General features: G+C 69.8%; 9 protein-coding genes and 5 tRNA genes. 9 read left to right on the top strand and 5 right to left on the bottom strand.

Going from position 1 to position 14,797, the window contains the following annotated elements; genetic code table 11:
• Positions 1 to 220: 220 nt before the first annotated feature.
• The 5 genes from ABZ845_RS28085 to ABZ845_RS28065 all read right to left on the bottom strand — a co-directional run bounded on the left by ABZ845_RS28085 (position 221) and on the right by ABZ845_RS28065 (position 5,715).
• A tRNA-Lys gene (locus tag ABZ845_RS28085) sits at positions 221 to 293 on the bottom strand.
• Positions 294 to 404: 111 nt separating this feature from the next.
• Positions 405 to 1,940, bottom strand: coding sequence for an amino acid permease (locus ABZ845_RS28080; protein ID WP_360984883.1), 1,536 nt, complete (start codon positions 1,938 to 1,940; stop codon positions 405 to 407).
• Positions 1,941 to 2,101: 161 nt separating this feature from the next.
• Positions 2,102 to 4,309: a DEAD/DEAH box helicase gene (locus ABZ845_RS28075; protein WP_360984880.1), complete on the bottom strand. Its 2,208-nt coding sequence runs from the start codon at positions 4,307 to 4,309 to the stop codon at positions 2,102 to 2,104.
• A 225-nt stretch (positions 4,310 to 4,534) separates the two neighbouring features.
• On the bottom strand, positions 4,535 to 5,068 hold the full coding sequence (locus ABZ845_RS28070) for a hypothetical protein (RefSeq protein WP_360984877.1): 534 nt from the start codon (positions 5,066 to 5,068) through the stop codon (positions 4,535 to 4,537).
• A 296-nt stretch (positions 5,069 to 5,364) separates the two neighbouring features.
• Positions 5,365 to 5,715: a metallopeptidase family protein gene (locus tag ABZ845_RS28065; protein ID WP_360984874.1), complete on the bottom strand. Its 351-nt coding sequence runs from the start codon at positions 5,713 to 5,715 to the stop codon at positions 5,365 to 5,367.
• Between the two features lie 104 nt (positions 5,716 to 5,819).
• Between ABZ845_RS28065 and ABZ845_RS28060 the strand changes: the two genes are divergently transcribed.
• The 9 genes from ABZ845_RS28060 to ABZ845_RS28020 all read left to right on the top strand — a co-directional run bounded on the left by ABZ845_RS28060 (position 5,820) and on the right by ABZ845_RS28020 (position 14,579).
• On the top strand, positions 5,820 to 7,436 hold the full coding sequence (locus ABZ845_RS28060; RefSeq protein WP_360984871.1) for a metallophosphoesterase: 1,617 nt from the start codon (positions 5,820 to 5,822) through the stop codon (positions 7,434 to 7,436).
• Positions 7,437 to 7,516: 80 nt separating this feature from the next.
• Positions 7,517 to 7,589 (top strand) — tRNA-Glu (locus ABZ845_RS28055).
• Between the two features lie 36 nt (positions 7,590 to 7,625).
• Positions 7,626 to 7,700: transfer RNA gene (locus ABZ845_RS28050), tRNA-Asp, on the top strand.
• A 23-nt stretch (positions 7,701 to 7,723) separates the two neighbouring features.
• Positions 7,724 to 7,800 (top strand) — tRNA-Phe (locus ABZ845_RS28045).
• A gap of 221 nt (positions 7,801 to 8,021) precedes the next feature.
• A complete protein-coding gene (locus ABZ845_RS28040; RefSeq protein WP_360984868.1) occupies positions 8,022 to 9,152 on the top strand; it encodes a PP2C family protein-serine/threonine phosphatase in 1,131 nt (376 codons plus the stop codon).
• Positions 9,153 to 9,404: 252 nt separating this feature from the next.
• Complete coding sequence (locus tag ABZ845_RS28035; protein WP_360984865.1) at positions 9,405 to 9,746, top strand: hypothetical protein; 342 nt, start codon at positions 9,405 to 9,407, stop codon at positions 9,744 to 9,746.
• 181 nt (positions 9,747 to 9,927) lie between these two features.
• On the top strand, positions 9,928 to 13,872 hold the full coding sequence (gene hrpA, locus ABZ845_RS28030; RefSeq protein ID WP_360984862.1) for an ATP-dependent RNA helicase HrpA: 3,945 nt from the start codon (positions 9,928 to 9,930) through the stop codon (positions 13,870 to 13,872).
• A 121-nt stretch (positions 13,873 to 13,993) separates the two neighbouring features.
• Positions 13,994 to 14,068, top strand: a tRNA-Asp gene (locus ABZ845_RS28025).
• 307 nt (positions 14,069 to 14,375) lie between these two features.
• Complete coding sequence (locus tag ABZ845_RS28020; protein ID WP_360984859.1) at positions 14,376 to 14,579, top strand: DUF6274 family protein; 204 nt, start codon at positions 14,376 to 14,378, stop codon at positions 14,577 to 14,579.
• Positions 14,580 to 14,797: the final 218 nt, after the last annotated feature.

Here is a 14,797-nt window from a genome sequence, read left to right as displayed (position 1 = left end):
CGCGGACGTCGAGCTCGCCGCATAATCCCAGCAAGACCGAATCACCCCAAACCCGACAGAGGCACCTTGACGAAAGACATAGAGGCACCCCCCCCAGACGGGGCATCCCCGACCCGTCCGCTCACGCATGGGCCCGAAAACGAGACAGCGCCCAAGCCAGCCGAAGCCGACCTGGACGCTGCGCAGCAGGTCAGAAGGGGTTTCCCCTCCCCCGCATCCGTAGGCCCTGTGGGACTCGAACCCACAACCAATGGATTAAAAGTCCACTGCTCTGCCAATTGAGCTAAGGGCCCAGGCGTTGTTGCCTCCCCGAGCATAGCCGCAGGGAGCCGGGACTCCGATCGGGTATCGGGGTCTCGGCCACCCCAACGGGCGAGATACACCGTCGGCCTGGTCCTCGCGGGCTACGGATCGACCGGCTCCACCGCCACGGCGCGCGCCGCTTCACGGGCGAGGGTGCGCTCGTGCTCGGGGTTCAGGAACCAGTGCCGGGCCGACGCCAGCCACCACGTCGCCGCGAAGCCCAGCACCACCAGGACCGCGATCGGCGCGTAGTTGAACGTCTCCCAGGTCACGGGCGAGAGCTGAGGCAGCATGAACAGGACCGTGATCACTCCGACCCACACCACCGACACGATCCCGATCAGCCGTGACCAGCGGCCCAGGTGCCAGGGTCCGCGCTCGAACGCGTCACCCTTCCGCACCCGCAGCAGCGTCGGGATCACATATGCGACGTAGAGCCCGATGACGGCGATCGACGTCACCGCCGCATAGGCCGTGTAGTTGATCAGGTAGGGCAGGCCAAGTGCCAGAGCGCCCAGCGCCGCGAGCCACACCGCCGCCACCGGCGTCCGGGTCCGCGGGCTGACCGAGTGCCACACATGCGAGAACGGCAGCGCACCGTCACGCGAAAAGGCGTAAATCATGCGGCTGTTGGCCGTCACGGACGCCATTCCGCAGAACAGCTGGGCCCCGACCACCACGAGCAGCAGCAGCTTGCCCGCGCTCGCGCCCAGCGCGTCGAGCAGGATCTGGGCGGGCGGCGCGCCCGTCGGCGAGGCCAGCTCCTTGTCGTACGACTGGATGGCGAAGGTGAAGCCGAGCAGCAGGACGAAACCGGCCACCCACGACGTCCAGATGGACCGTACGATCCCCTTCGGGCCGGCCGTCGACGCATCGTGCGTCTCCTCCGTCATGTGCGCGGAGGCGTCGTACCCGGTGAACGTGTACTGCGCCATCAGCAGCCCGATGAGGACGACATACAGGCCGCTGCCCCAACCCGTGTTGTTCACGAACTTCGTGAACACGAACGACGCCGACTGGTGGTGGTCGGGCACGAGGGCGAGCGCGCCGACGATGACCAGGACTCCCAGCACATGCCACCACACGCTGATGTTGTTCAGGATGCCGACGATCCGGACCCCGAAGGTGTTGAGCAGGCCGTGCAGCACCAGGATCGCGGCGAAGAGCAGCATCGTGCGGCCCGGAGTCACCTCGAAACCGAACTGGAGATTGAGGTAGGCGCCCAGGAACGACGCGGCACCGAAGTCGATACCGGCGGTCACTGCGACCTGCCCGAGGACGTTGAACCACCCGGTGAACCAGGCCCAGGCCGCCGCGCTTCTCGGTGGGGCCAGCCGGTGCGCCCAGAAGTACAGGCCCGCCGAGGTCGGGTACGCCGAACAGATCTCGGCCATGGACAGTCCCACGAACAGGGTCATCAGCCCGACCGCTACCCAGCCCCAGGTGATGAGGGCGGGCCCGCCGGTGTTCATGCCGAAGAGATAGAGCGTCAGGCAGCCGGACAGCACCGAGATGATCGTGAACGACACGGCGTAGTTCGAGAACGCCGACATTCGGCGGGCGAGGACCTGGGTGTAACCGAGCTGGGCAAGCCGTTCCTCGTCCGACAGCCCGCTGGGTGTGGCGTCATGTGTCATGCACCCAGCGATTCCCCGGCCGAAGGCGTGACATGCGCCACACAGTACGTGCTTTGGCCAAAAGTTGCCGCACGGAAAACGCCGCGCCCCCGGCCCGGGATCGGGACGGGGGCGCGGCGCCGGTCGGTGTCAGCCGTTGCGCCGACAGCCTGTGTGCTGTGTCAGCCGTTGCGCTTCCAGCGCGGCTTGTCCTCGCGGCGGCCGAAGGAGCCGGAGCCGCGGTGGTCGTCACGACGGCCGAACGGGCGGTCGTGGCCGCCGGAGCGGAAGCCGGGACGGTCGCCCTGGCGGTCACGGTTGAACGGACGGTCGCTGCCGCGGTGGCCGCTGCGGTCGTCACGACGGTCACGGTCGAAGGGACGACGGTCACGGTCGCCGTCGCGGCGGAAGCCACCACGGTCGTCACGACGCTCGGACGAACGGCCACCACGGTCGCCGTCACGACGGTCACGGTCGAAGGTACGACCACCGCGCTCGCCGTCGCGACGGAAGCCACCACGGTCGTCACGACGCTCGAACGAACGGCCACCACGGTCGCCGTCACGGCGGTCGAAGCCGCGGTCACGGTCCCGGTCGCGGTTGAAGCCGCCGCGGTCGTCACGACGGTCACGGTCGAAGCCGCCACGGTCGTCACGACGGTCACGGTCGAAGGGACGGCCACCGCGCTCGCCGTCACGGCGGAAGCCACCACGGTCGTCACGACGCTCGAACGAACGGCCACCACGGTCGCCGTCACGACGGTCACGGTCGAAGGTACGACCACCGCGCTCGCCGTCACGGCGGAAGCCACCACGGTCGTCACGACGGTCACGACGCTCGAACGAGGAGGAGTCGGCCGCGCGCTCGTCACGCTCGATGTCCTGCGCGGTCGGCTGCTCCGGGACGGAGACCTCCGTCACCGGCGCCTCGACAGCCGACTCCGCCGACGCGGCAGCCGCGAGGGCCGCCTCCGGGTCCTCGCCCCGCTCCCGCGCGGCCCGCGTGACCAGACGGTCGGCCTCCTCGCGCAGTTCGGCCGCGCGCCGCGTGGCACGGTCCAGCTGCTTGGTGAGCTGGGTGACCTCCCGCTCGGCCTGCTGCGCCGCGTTCCCGGCGGACTCGGCCTGGACCTCGGTCATGGACCGGGCACCGGTGATCTCGGCGACCTCGGGGTCGAACGCGGACCCGCCCTGGATGATGTGGCGCGAGGCGTCGACGCCCGCGTCCTCCATCAGCCGGAAGATCTGGCGCCGCTGGTGCGGCAGCGAGAGGGAGACGACCGTGCCCGTACGGCCGGCGCGCGCGGTGCGCCCGGCGCGGTGCAGGTAGTCCTTGTGGTCGCCGGCCGGGTCCACGTTGAGGACGAGGTCGATGCCGTCGACGTGGATGCCGCGGGCCGCGACGTCCGTGGCGACGAGCACGTTCACGTACCCGTCCTTGAAGTCGGCCAGGGTCCGGGTACGCGCGCCCTGCGTCATGCCGCCGTGCAGCGCGTCCGCCTTCGCACCGGCGTCACGCAGCTGCTCGGCGACGCGGTCGGCACCGAGCTGGGTGCGCACGAAGATGATGGTGCGGCCCTTGCGGGACGCGATGGCGGCGGTGACCGGGGCCTTGTCCTTGGGCTTCACGATGAAGATGTGGTGGGACATGGTCGTCACGGCGCCCTGCGCGGCGTCGACCTCGTGGCTCACCGGCTCGTTCAGGTAGCGGTCGACGAGCGTCTGGATCTCGTTCTCCATGGTCGCGGAGAAGAGCATCCGCTGACCGCCCGCCGGCACCTGGTCGAGCAGCTCGGTGACCTCGGGCAGGAAGCCCAGGTCGGACATCTGGTCGGCCTCGTCGAGGACGGTGATCTGCACGTCCTCGAGGGAGCAGGCGCCGCGGTTGATGATGTCGCGCAGCCGGCCCGGGGTGGCGACCAGGATGTCCACGCCGCGCTCGAGGGCGTAGATCTGGTTGCCCATCGAGGTGCCGCCGCAGACGACCTTCATCTTCAGGCCGAGCACGTCGCCGTACGGCTGCAGCGCGTCCGCGACCTGCATGGCCAGCTCACGGGTCGGCGTGAGGATCACGGCCCGCGGGCGCTTCTTCTCGGTGTGCCCGCCGGCCAGGGTGGCCAGGGTCGGCAGACCGAAGGACAGCGTCTTGCCCGAGCCCGTCCGGCCACGGCCGAGGATGTCCTTGCCGACCAGGGCGTCCGGGATGGTCGCCGCCTGGATCGGGAAGGGGGTGGTCACGCCGTTCTGCGCGAGCTTGCGGACGATGCCCTCGGGCAGACCGAGGTCGGCGAACGTGATCTCGGGAGCCGAGTCAACGTTCTCCACGTTGTCGACCGCGACGTTCTCGTCGTTCTCGGGCAGGACGATGTGATCAGTACTGGAAACAGACATGCGAAATGCGAACCTTCCGGAGTTCACGGCACGCGCCCAAACTTCGTGAAGTCGCAAGCGACCGCCTCGATGCGGTCCGGCCACGGCAAGGGAGAGTACGCGCCACACGCGGCGCGTCTTGTTGGCGCCGGGCAAATGGGATCAAACGATCTACCACCATACGCACTCGCCCCCGCCCGACGCAAACCGAATCCCGCATGCCGCGAGTGAGGCTCGCCACAGCGGCTACATCACCGGAATCCCGGCCCTGGGTGCCGGTTCCCGCTCGAACTCCCGCGTGGCCTGCTCGTGGGCCGAGGACGAGGGCTCGGCGGTCGTCGGCGACGGCGACGGCGGATCCGGGGGACTCGTCGGGGACGGGTCGGTGGCCGTCTGCGTGGGGCTCACCCCGCCGCCCGTCGGAGCGGGCGGCACCCCGCCGCCACCCCCCTGGCCGCCGGTCGAAGCCCCGCCGGCGGACGGCCCCGCGCCCTTGCCCCCGGAATCGTGCCGGGACTCCGACGCGGAGGGCGACGCGGAGGCGCCGGAAGCCGACGCGTCCGGACCGGGCGAACCGCTCCTGGCCGCGATACCGCCCCGGCCACCGCCTCTGCCCTCACCCATCACAGGCCCCGACCCGGGCGCGGCACCGCCGTGCCGTCCCGAGGAGTGCGCAGGCGAAGGACTGCCCGCGTCGTCCCCGACGCTCACACAGCCGGCGGCCGCGGCGGTGGCCATCACCGCGGCGGCCAGACGAACGGGTACGTACCAGGCGCGCACGGGCACCCACCTCCGATAGGCGTCTCCCCTGCGCCTGGAGTCCCCGCTCCGGGCGAGCCCGGGAGCGAGGGGTCTTCCGTGAGCCTGGGGAAGGTTCGAGGAGTCCCCCTGTCCAACTCCCGCCGCACGCGCAAGGACACGCGGCGCGCCGGGAGAAGGCCGCACCGCGCATCTGTTTCAGCCGACTGCCGGCCGACCGGCGGTGGACAGAACCTGACCGGACGTCAACCGTCCGCGCCCCGGCCCCGCGCCCCGTCGGCGACCGCCAACGGCGCGCTTCGCCCCGGCTTCCGCCGTCATCCGTACCCGAGCGCGTGCAGCCGCGCGTCGTCGATCCCGAAGTGATGGGCGATCTCGTGCACCACCGTCACCTCGGTCTCCGCCACGACGTCCTCACGCGTCTCGCAGATCCGCAGCGTCGGCCCCCGGTAGATCGTGATCCGGTCCGGCAGCACCCCCGCGTACCACTCCCCGCGGTCCGTCAGCGGAGTGCCCTCGTACAGCCCGAGCAGCTCGGGATCGTCCGTGGACGGCTCGTCCTCCACGAACACGGCCACGTTGTCCATCAGCCGCGTCAGCTCCGGCGGAATGCGGTCGAGCGCCTCCGCGACCAGTTCCTCGAACTCCTCGCGCGTCATCTCCAGCACAGTGCCATTGTCCGGTACGCCCCCTCGTAAGACGGCCGCAAATCTCCTACGAGAGCCTCGAGCCGTTCCGCATACCGGCCCGGGTACTTGGGCATACGGGACCAATGGTCCGCGTCCTCGCCGCAGCTTCGCACCGCATCCGAAGGGCGTCCGGCAGGCTCGCCCGCTCCTACCGCTCCCCGATCCCCGATCCGGCCACCTCCCTGGCACCGCAGCCGCGCCCCTGGCTCCGCGCGCTGGGCATGGTCGCCGTCGTGCTACTCGGCGCCTGGCTGGGGCTGCTGATCGTGGGCGACGTGCGCGTTCCCGTGGGCCCCGTGAACACCACCATGACCCTGCGCCCCTCCCTCTCCGGCGGCACGAAGATCAATGTCTCCCCGCTCGGCACCCTGGAGCTGAGCAGCCACCAGGCCCCGGTCCGCCTCGACGTCAACGTGGACCAGCTCGACCCCGGACGCGCCCAGGCACTGGTCGACCACCCTGAGCGGTTCTCGGACCTCCAGGGGGAGATAACCCACGATGTCGAGCACGGCACGCTCGACCTCGCCGTCCGCTCCTGTATCGCGGTCGTCGCCGGGGCCACCGCACTCGGACTGGCCGTCTACCGCCGCCCGCGCCGCGCCCTGGCGGCCGGCGGTCTGGCGTTCACCCTGCTCGCGGCCTCCGGAGCGACCGCCTACGCCACCTGGAACCCGGAGTCGGTCCTCGAACCGAAGTTCTCCGGTCTGCTCTCCTCCGCCCCCGCCGTGGTCGGCAACGCGCGCAGCATCGTGACCGAATTCGACGTCTACCAGAAGGAGTTGGCGCGCCTGGTGACGAACGTGACGAAGCTGTACGACGTCACCTCAACCCTCCCGGCATACGAGCCCGATCCGACGACCATCCGGGTGCTGCACGTCTCCGACATCCACCTCAACCCGGCGAGCTGGAAGATCATCGCGTCGCTGGTGGAGCAGTACAGGATCAACGTGATCGTCGACTCGGGCGACACCATGGACCACGGCACGGCGGCCGAGAACGGCTTCCTCGACCCGATCGCCGGGCTCGGCGCCCCGTACATCTGGGTCCGCGGCAACCACGACTCCCGTGTCACCCAGCACTACCTGGAGCACCTGAAGAACGTCCACGTCCTCGACGACGGCCGGGCGGTCACAGTGGCGGGCCTGCGCTTCGCCGGGATCGGCGACCCCCAGTTCACCCCCGACCGCTCCATCACGCCGGGCGGCGACCGGGCCGAGGTACTGGCGGGCGCGCGCCTGGCCGCGGCGCTGAACGACCAGAAGGCCGCCGGCACCCCCGTCGACATCGCCATCGCCCATGAGCCAACGGCCGCGCGCGAAACGGACGGCGAGGTGCCCCTCGTCCTGGCCGGGCATCTGCACCACGAGGGGACGGAGATCATGAAGTACGGCACCCGGCTGCGCATCGAGGGCTCCACGGGCGGCAGCGGACTCCGGGCCGTCGAACACGAGTACCCGGCTCCCATCGAGGCCTCGGTCCTCTACCTGGACCGGCGCACCCGCCGTCTGCAGGCGTGGGACGAGATCAGGCTCGGCGGTCTCGGCGAGACCACGGCCGAAGTGACCCGCCATCTGGCCGAGGACAACCAGCCGGGATCGCACCCGTCCCCGGGCGCCACCCCCTCGCCGACCACGCCCACGGGAACCCCCGGAGCACGCACGGCCGGCCCCGGAACGACCCCCACACGGGCCGCCCCGTAAACCGTTTTGGCGAACCCTCCCCGCATCCCATATGCTTCTCACGTCCCCGACGCGCTGAGAAGCGCTCAGGCGGGCCGATAGCCCTCATCGTCTAGCGGCCTAGGACGCCGCCCTTTCAAGGCGGTAGCACGGGTTCGAATCCCGTTGGGGGCACGCACCACCCTGTGCGACACTGTCGTACGCATGCTTGGTCCTGTGGAGCAGTTTGGAGTGCTCGCCACCCTGTCAAGGTGGAGGCCGCGGGTTCAAATCCCGTCAGGACCGCTGAGGTTTCCATGAAGCCTCGTGGCTGGGTAGCTCAGTTGGTACGAGCGATCGCCTGAAAAGCGATAGGTCGCCGGTTCGACCCCGGCCCCAGCCACCAGAGCCCATCAGGGCAAACACCCCCGCGGAAGATTTTCGGCGGGGGTGTTTTGGTATCTGCTACGCCAAGCGGCACGGTGACCTGGTGACACCTGCGCGTCACCACCGCTCACCGGGTTGTTCGTAGGCTACGGGCGAACGACTATAAAACTACCCAAATCGGTGGCCAGGCTTCCGGACCTGGGCTGCCGCTCGACCTGTGCGACCTTGGGGAGCGGCACGGTGGCGAGGTCTCCTGAGGAACGCGGAGTCACGCGCAGCGCGGGTGCGCGGGGCAGGCTGCTGGCCGCGCTGCCTGCTCTGCTGCTGCTCATCGGCCTGCTCATCGGCCTCTTCACACCCATCGACATCAGGCCGGATGCCTTCCTCGCCGCGGCCATGATCTCCGCCGCCGCGCTGCTGCCCCTGTGGGGGACCGTGCTCATCGGAGTGGGCGCATGCTCCGTCTTCGTCGGTCTGATGGTGTACTTCAACGATCTGCATGATGCGATCGCCTACTCCGAGCTGGCCTCCCTCTCGGCGATCGCGGTATTCGCCGCCTTCTTCAACCGCATGCTCGGCCGGCGCGCCCATCAGCTGCTTCAGGTCCGCTCAGTGGCCGAGACCGCCCAGCTGGCGGTGCTGCGTCCGGTACCGCGACACCTCGGGCACGTCTCGCTCGAGAGCCTGTACCTGGCCGCCGCGGCGGAAGCCCGGATCGGCGGCGACCTGTACGAGGCGATACACACCCCGTACGGCGTACGGCTGCTCATCGGCGACGTACGCGGCAAGGGCCTGATCGCGATCCAGGCGGCCGCGGAGCTGCTCAGCGCCTTCCGCGAGGCCGCTCACGACGCGCCCGACCTGCCCCACCTCGCATGCCGCCTGGAGACGAGCATGAGCCGCTACGCGTCCCGGTATCCGGGAGTACCGGGCTCGGAAATCGCTGAACGTTTCATCACCGCCCTCCTCGCCGAGATCCCGGACGAGGAACCGGTCGTCCGGACCGTCGCCTGCGGCCACCCGCCCCCTCTGCTGCTGCACCACGGCGAGGTCCGGGAGCTGCAGCCCGCCGATCCCTCGCCGCCGCTCAACCTGGGGATGCTGGTGAGTGACGGGTACCACGTCGACCTCGCCCCCTTCCACCCCGGAGACCAGCTCCTGCTGTACACCGACGGGGTCACCGAGACCCGCGACCGCTCCGGCACCTTCTACCCCCTCGCCGAACGCGTCCGCTCATGGAGCGCCGAGGCGCCCCACCAGCTCCTCGACCATCTCCACCGTGACCTGATCGCCTACAGCGGCGGGCGGCTCGACGACGACATCGCCGCCCTGGTCGCCCGGCGGCGTTCCGAGCCGCTGAGCCTGAGATGAGGCTCCGAGCCGCCCGGGCCTGATCCGAACGAAAGACCCTAGGGTCTGCGGCCGCCGGAGTGTGCCAAGTAGCGGGCCTTCGGAGCGAGTCGGCCGCACGCGAGGTTCCCCAGCTGCAGCGCCTCGAACGAATTACCGCCGCGCGTCGCGCCGTCTTGGCATGTCCCCTTCGGAGGGGTACGTTCTGGCCGGTCGGGGGCAGTCATACGGCGGTCGTGCGTCAGTCGTACGGCGGCCATACGGTGGGGGATCATGAGCCGGGGCGGGGCGAGTGCCATGCAGGACGTCGAGCTGGAGAAGGACCGGGCCCGTTTCGGCCTGCTAGCCGTGATCGTCAGCAACCTCGCCATCGCCGGGGTCGCGATCTTCGGCGTATGGCGTCTGGACGGCGACAAGTCGGTGATCGTGGGCGTGCTCACCGCCGCCTTCACCGCCGTCAGCGGCATGACCACCGCCTATCTGGGCATCAAGGCCGTCTCCAACACCGCGAAGTCGATGTCCCAGGACAGGGCCGCCCACACGCACCCGGCGCCCACGGCACCGGCACACCCCGCGCCCGCACCCTCGGTACCCCAGCAGCCGGGCGACCACTGACCCATCAGGGGTACGACACGCAGGACCCGCGCGGGCCGGGCAGGCTCCTGGCGCCCACCCGGCCCGCGCGCCCCGGACAGGCCGGACACGCCGCACGGCTTACGGCACCGGTTCCCCGGCCGAACCGCCGACGGCAAATCGTTAGCCATGAATTTCGCCAAGGTGAGATCCTGGACCGCGTATGTCTACGCATCCTGCCCCCACCCTCGGCACCCTGGCCCCCCGCCTGACCGGACTGTCCCTGCGCGACGCGCAGCGTCTCGGCCGCAGGCTCGAAGGCGCGCGCAAGATCCGCTCGCCCGAGTCCCGGGCCGCCGTGCTCGCCGAGATCGAGGCCGAGCTCGCCAAGGCCGAGGGCAGGATCGCCGAGCGCGGCGCCCGCCTCCCCGCGATCACGTACCCCGAACAGCTTCCGGTCAGCCAGAAGAAGAACGAGATCGCCGAGGCCATACGCGACCACCAGGTCGTGATCGTCGCCGGTGAGACCGGTTCCGGCAAGACCACGCAGATCCCCAAGATCTGTCTGGAACTCGGCCGCGGAGTCCGCGGCATGATCGGCCACACCCAGCCCCGCCGAATCGCGGCCCGTACCGTCGCGGAGCGGGTGGCCGAGGAGCTCGACACCCCGCTCGGCGAGGCCGTCGGCTGGAAGGTGCGGTTCACCGACCAGGTGAACCCCGACGCCACCTTCATCAAGCTGATGACCGACGGCATCCTGCTCGCCGAGATCCAGACGGACCGCGAGCTGCGCGCCTACGACACGATCATCATCGACGAGGCCCACGAGCGCTCGCTCAACATCGACTTCCTGCTCGGCTACCTGGCCCAGCTGCTGCCGAAGCGGCCGGACCTGAAGGTCGTGATCACGTCCGCGACCATCGACCCCGAGCGCTTCTCCCGGCACTTCGGCGACGCGCCGATCGTCGAGGTCAGCGGGCGGACGTATCCCGTGGAGGTGCGCTACCGGCCGCTCCTGGAGGAGGACTCCGAGGACGCCGACCGGGACCAGATCACCGCGATCACGGACGCCGTCGAGGAGCTGATGGGGGAGGGCAAGGGCGACATCCTCGTCTTCCTCTCCGGTGAGCGGGAGATCCGGGACACCGCTGACGCGCTGACGAAGAAGCAGTACCGGTTCACGGAAGTGCTTCCGTTGTACGCCCGGCTCTCGCACGCCGAGCAGCACCGGGTCTTCCAGCAGCACACCGGCCGGCGGATCGTGCTGGCGACCAACGTCGCCGAGACCTCGCTCACCGTCCCCGGCATCAAGTATGTCATCGACCCCGGCTTCGCCCGCATCTCGCGCTACAGCCACCGCACCAAGGTCCAGCGCCTGCCCATCGAGGCGGTGTCCCAGGCCAGCGCCAACCAGCGCAAGGGCCGCTGCGGCCGTACGTCGGACGGCATCTGCATCCGGCTGTACAGCGAGGAGGACTTCGAGGCGCGGCCCGAGTTCACGGACGCGGAGATCCTCCGTACGAACCTCGCCTCCGTCATCCTCCAGATGACCGCCGCCGGTCTCGGCGACATCGAGAAGTTCCCCTTCATCGACCCGCCGGACCACCGCAACATCCGCGACGGCGTGCAGCTCCTCCAGGAACTGGGAGCGCTCGACCCCGCGCAGAAGGACGTACGCAAGCGGCTCACGGACACCGGCCGCAAGCTCGCCCAGCTGCCCGTGGACCCCCGGCTGGCCCGGATGGTCCTGGAAGCCGACAAGAACGACTGTGTCCGCGAGGTCATGGTCATCGCCGCCGCCCTCTCCATCCAGGACCCGCGCGAACGCCCGGCCGACAAGCAGACGCAGGCCGACCAGCAGCACGCCCGGTTCAAGGACGAGACGAGCGACTTCCTCGCCTACCTCAACCTGTGGCGCTACATCCGCGAACAGCAGAAGGAGCGCGGCTCGTCCGCGTTCCGGCGCATGTGCAAGCAGGAGTACCTGAACTTCCTGCGTATCCGCGAGTGGCAGGACATCTACACCCAGCTGCGCACGGTCGCCAGGCAGATGGGCATCCACCTCAGCGAGCAGGACGCCCCCGACGACCGTGTCCATGTGTCGCTGCTGGCCGGTCTCCTGTCGCACATCGGCATGAAGGATGTGAAGGACGGCGCGAAGAACGAGTACCTCGGCGCCCGCAACGCCAAGTTCGCGGTCTTCCCGGGCTCGTCCCTCTTCAAGAAGCCGCCACGCTTCGTGATGTCGGCGGAACTCGTGGAGACCTCCCGGCTGTGGGCGCGGGTCAACGCGAAGATCGAGCCCGAGTGGGTGGAGCCGCTGGCCGGGCATCTGCTCAAGCGGACCTACAGCGAGCCGCACTGGGAGAAGGACCAGGCGGCCGTGATGGCGTACGAGAAGGTCACGCTGTACGGCGTGCCGATCGTCGCCCAGCGGAAGGTGAACTACGGCCGTATCGACCCCGAGGCGAGCCGGGAGCTGTTCATCCGCAACGCCCTCGTCGAGGGCGACTGGCGTACGCACCACAAGTTCTTCGCCGACAACCGCAGGCTGCTCACCGAGGTCGAGGAGCTGGAGCATCGCGCCCGGCGCCGGGACATCGTCGTGGACGACGAGACGCTCTTCGACTTCTACGACCAGCGGGTCCCCGCTCATGTCGTGTCCGGCGCGCACTTCGACTCCTGGTGGAAGCGCAAGCGACACGAGCAGCCCGACTTCCTCGACTTCGAGCGGGAGATGCTCATCCGGGAGTCGGCGGAGGCGGTCACCAAGGCCGACTACCCCGACTCGTGGCGGCAGGGGCAGCTGAAGTTCCGGGTGACGTACCAGTTCGAGCCGGGTGCCGACGCGGACGGCGTGACGGTCCACATTCCGCTCCAGGTCCTCAACCAGGTCACGGAGGAGGGCTTCGACTGGCAGATCCCGGGCCTGCGCGAGGAGTTGGTGACGGAGCTGATCCGCTCTCTGCCCAAGCCCATTCGCCGTCACTACGTGCCCGCCCCGAACTACGCCAGGGCGTTCCTGGAGAAGGCGACGCCCCAGGGGGAGCCCCTGACGGCCGCGATGGCGCGCGAGCTCAGGCGCAGGGTCGGTGTGCCGTTCGAGGCCGACGACTTCGACTGGGCCAAGGTGCCCGAGCACCTCAAGATCACGTTCCGGATCGTCGACGAGCGGCGCCGCAAGCTGGACGAGGACAAGGATCTCGAGGCGCTGAAGCTGCAGCTGAAGCCGAAGGCGCGCAAGGCCCTCTCCCAGGCCGCCGCGGCCACGGCCGAGCGGCAGGGCGGGGAGTCCCTCGAGCGCACGGGCCTTGCGGACTGGACGATCGGCACGCTCAGCCGCATCTTCGAGACCCGCCGTTCCGGCCAGCCGGTGAAGGCCTACCCCGCGCTGGTCGACGACGGCGACACGGTCTCCGTACGTCTCTTCGACACGGAGGAGGAGCAGGCCCAGGCGATGTGGAAGGGCACGCGCCGTCTGATCCTGCGGAACATCCCGGTGAACCCGGCGAAGTTCGCCTCGGAGAAGCTCACGAACGCCCAGAAGCTCGGCCTGTCGGCCAACCCGCACGGCTCGATCCAGGCCCTGTTCGACGACTGTGCGATGGCGGCGGCGGACAAACTGATCGGGGACTTCGGGGGCCCCGCCTGGGACGAGGAGTCCCACCGGAAGCTGTACGACAAGGTGCGCGCGGAGATCGTGGACACGACCGTCCGCACCGTCGGGCAGGTGCAGCAGGTGCTGGCCGCGTGGCAGGCGTGCGAACGCCGTCTGAAGGGCGTTCGCAGCCCGGTGCTGCTCGCCAACCTGGCGGACGTCCGGGCGCAGCTGGACGCCCTCGTGAAGCCCGGCTTCGTCACGGAGGCGGGGACGCGGCGGCTGCCCGACCTGATGCGCTACCTGGTCGCCGCGGACCGCCGGCTCCAGCAGATGCCGACGAACGTCCAGCGGGACACGACGCGCATGGACAAGGTGCGCGAGATGCAGGACGAGTACGCGTGGCTGCTGGAGCAGCTGCCGCAGGGGCGTCCTGTGGCCTCGTCGGTGCTGGACATCCGCTGGATGATCGAGGAGCTACGGGTCAGCTACTTCGCGCACGCGCTGGGGACGGCGTACCCCGTCTCGGACAAGCGCATCGTGAAGGCGATCGACGCCGCCGTACCGTGATCACCTGCTCACGGGGGGTGAGTTCGACCAAGGGCTCACCCTCCTGTACAGTCTCTTCTCGCAGCGCACCGCGCGGGAAGCGCCGGGAAACCGGCCCATCCGAACGGACGCCGCGACTCCTGGTCCTGTGGAGCAGTTTGGAGTGCTCGCCACCCTGTCAAGGTGGAGGCCGCGGGTTCAAATCCCGTCAGGACCGCATCGAATGACTGAGGCCCGCATCCGGAAACGGATGCGGGCCTCAGTCATTCCCGGACCGCCCGACCCCCGGCAGAGGCCGCGCCCGCGGCGGAGCCTCGATCAAACAGAGCAAATCCCGTCAGGACCGCAGCGGCCCCGGATGCTCTCCGCGTCCCCACGCCCCTGGCGAGCCCCTCGGGTGAGCCCCTGCGCGCCCATCAGTCCCGGACCCGATAGGCGGTCCTAGCGGTCTTGACGGCGTCACATTCCACCGGTACCCCAGAATCCAGGGACCCGACTGCCCGGGCCCCCGGGGGAGGTGGCGTATGGCAGCGTCCGTTCGGCACGAGACCCGCGCGCTGCTGCGCGCCCATCTGTCCGCCGCGTCCGGGTACCGCCATCTGACGCGACACTGCCCGGTCTGCCATCAGCTGCTGCGCCTGGCCATGGAACCCGCCCAGCGCGGCGACGAGGAGCCCGAGGAGACCGCTGCGGAGGCCGCGGAGGACGACAGCCCCTCCCGGACGTGAGACCGATCCGCGGGGGCCCTGCCGGGGGCGTACGGCCGCCGGCGTACGGCCGGCGCAGGCGTCGGGCATCCCGGAGGTTCCGAGCCGCCGCGCGTGGGCACTCCTGCACGTGCGGCCCGGCGGTCGGCGCCCCTGCCCAACACCCGCTCCCGGAAGCGATGTTCCATTAGCAAAGAGCTCACGGAAGCAGCAAGGAGCTCGCGGTGTGATGGGTGTCA

This window comes from Streptomyces sp. NPDC047022, assembly GCF_040644155.1.
Classification (GTDB): domain Bacteria; phylum Actinomycetota; class Actinomycetes; order Streptomycetales; family Streptomycetaceae; genus Streptomyces.
The sequence above is the reverse complement of the archived record's forward strand: the minus strand, read 5'-3'. Positions and strand labels throughout refer to the sequence as shown.

Excerpts from the sequence above, each read along its gene's own strand:
- ABZ845_RS28080 (WP_360984883.1), bottom strand. The coding sequence starts at position 1,940 with ATGACACATGACGCCACACCCAGCGGGCTGTCGGACGAGGAACGGCTT.
- ABZ845_RS28075 (WP_360984880.1), bottom strand. The coding sequence starts at position 4,309 with ATGTCTGTTTCCAGTACTGATCACATCGTCCTGCCCGAGAACGACGAG.
- ABZ845_RS28060 (WP_360984871.1), top strand. The coding sequence starts at position 5,820 with ATGGTCCGCGTCCTCGCCGCAGCTTCGCACCGCATCCGAAGGGCGTCC.
- ABZ845_RS28035 (WP_360984865.1), top strand. The coding sequence starts at position 9,405 with ATGAGCCGGGGCGGGGCGAGTGCCATGCAGGACGTCGAGCTGGAGAAG.
- hrpA (WP_360984862.1), top strand. The coding sequence starts at position 9,928 with ATGTCTACGCATCCTGCCCCCACCCTCGGCACCCTGGCCCCCCGCCTG.
- ABZ845_RS28020 (WP_360984859.1), top strand. The coding sequence starts at position 14,376 with ATGGCAGCGTCCGTTCGGCACGAGACCCGCGCGCTGCTGCGCGCCCAT.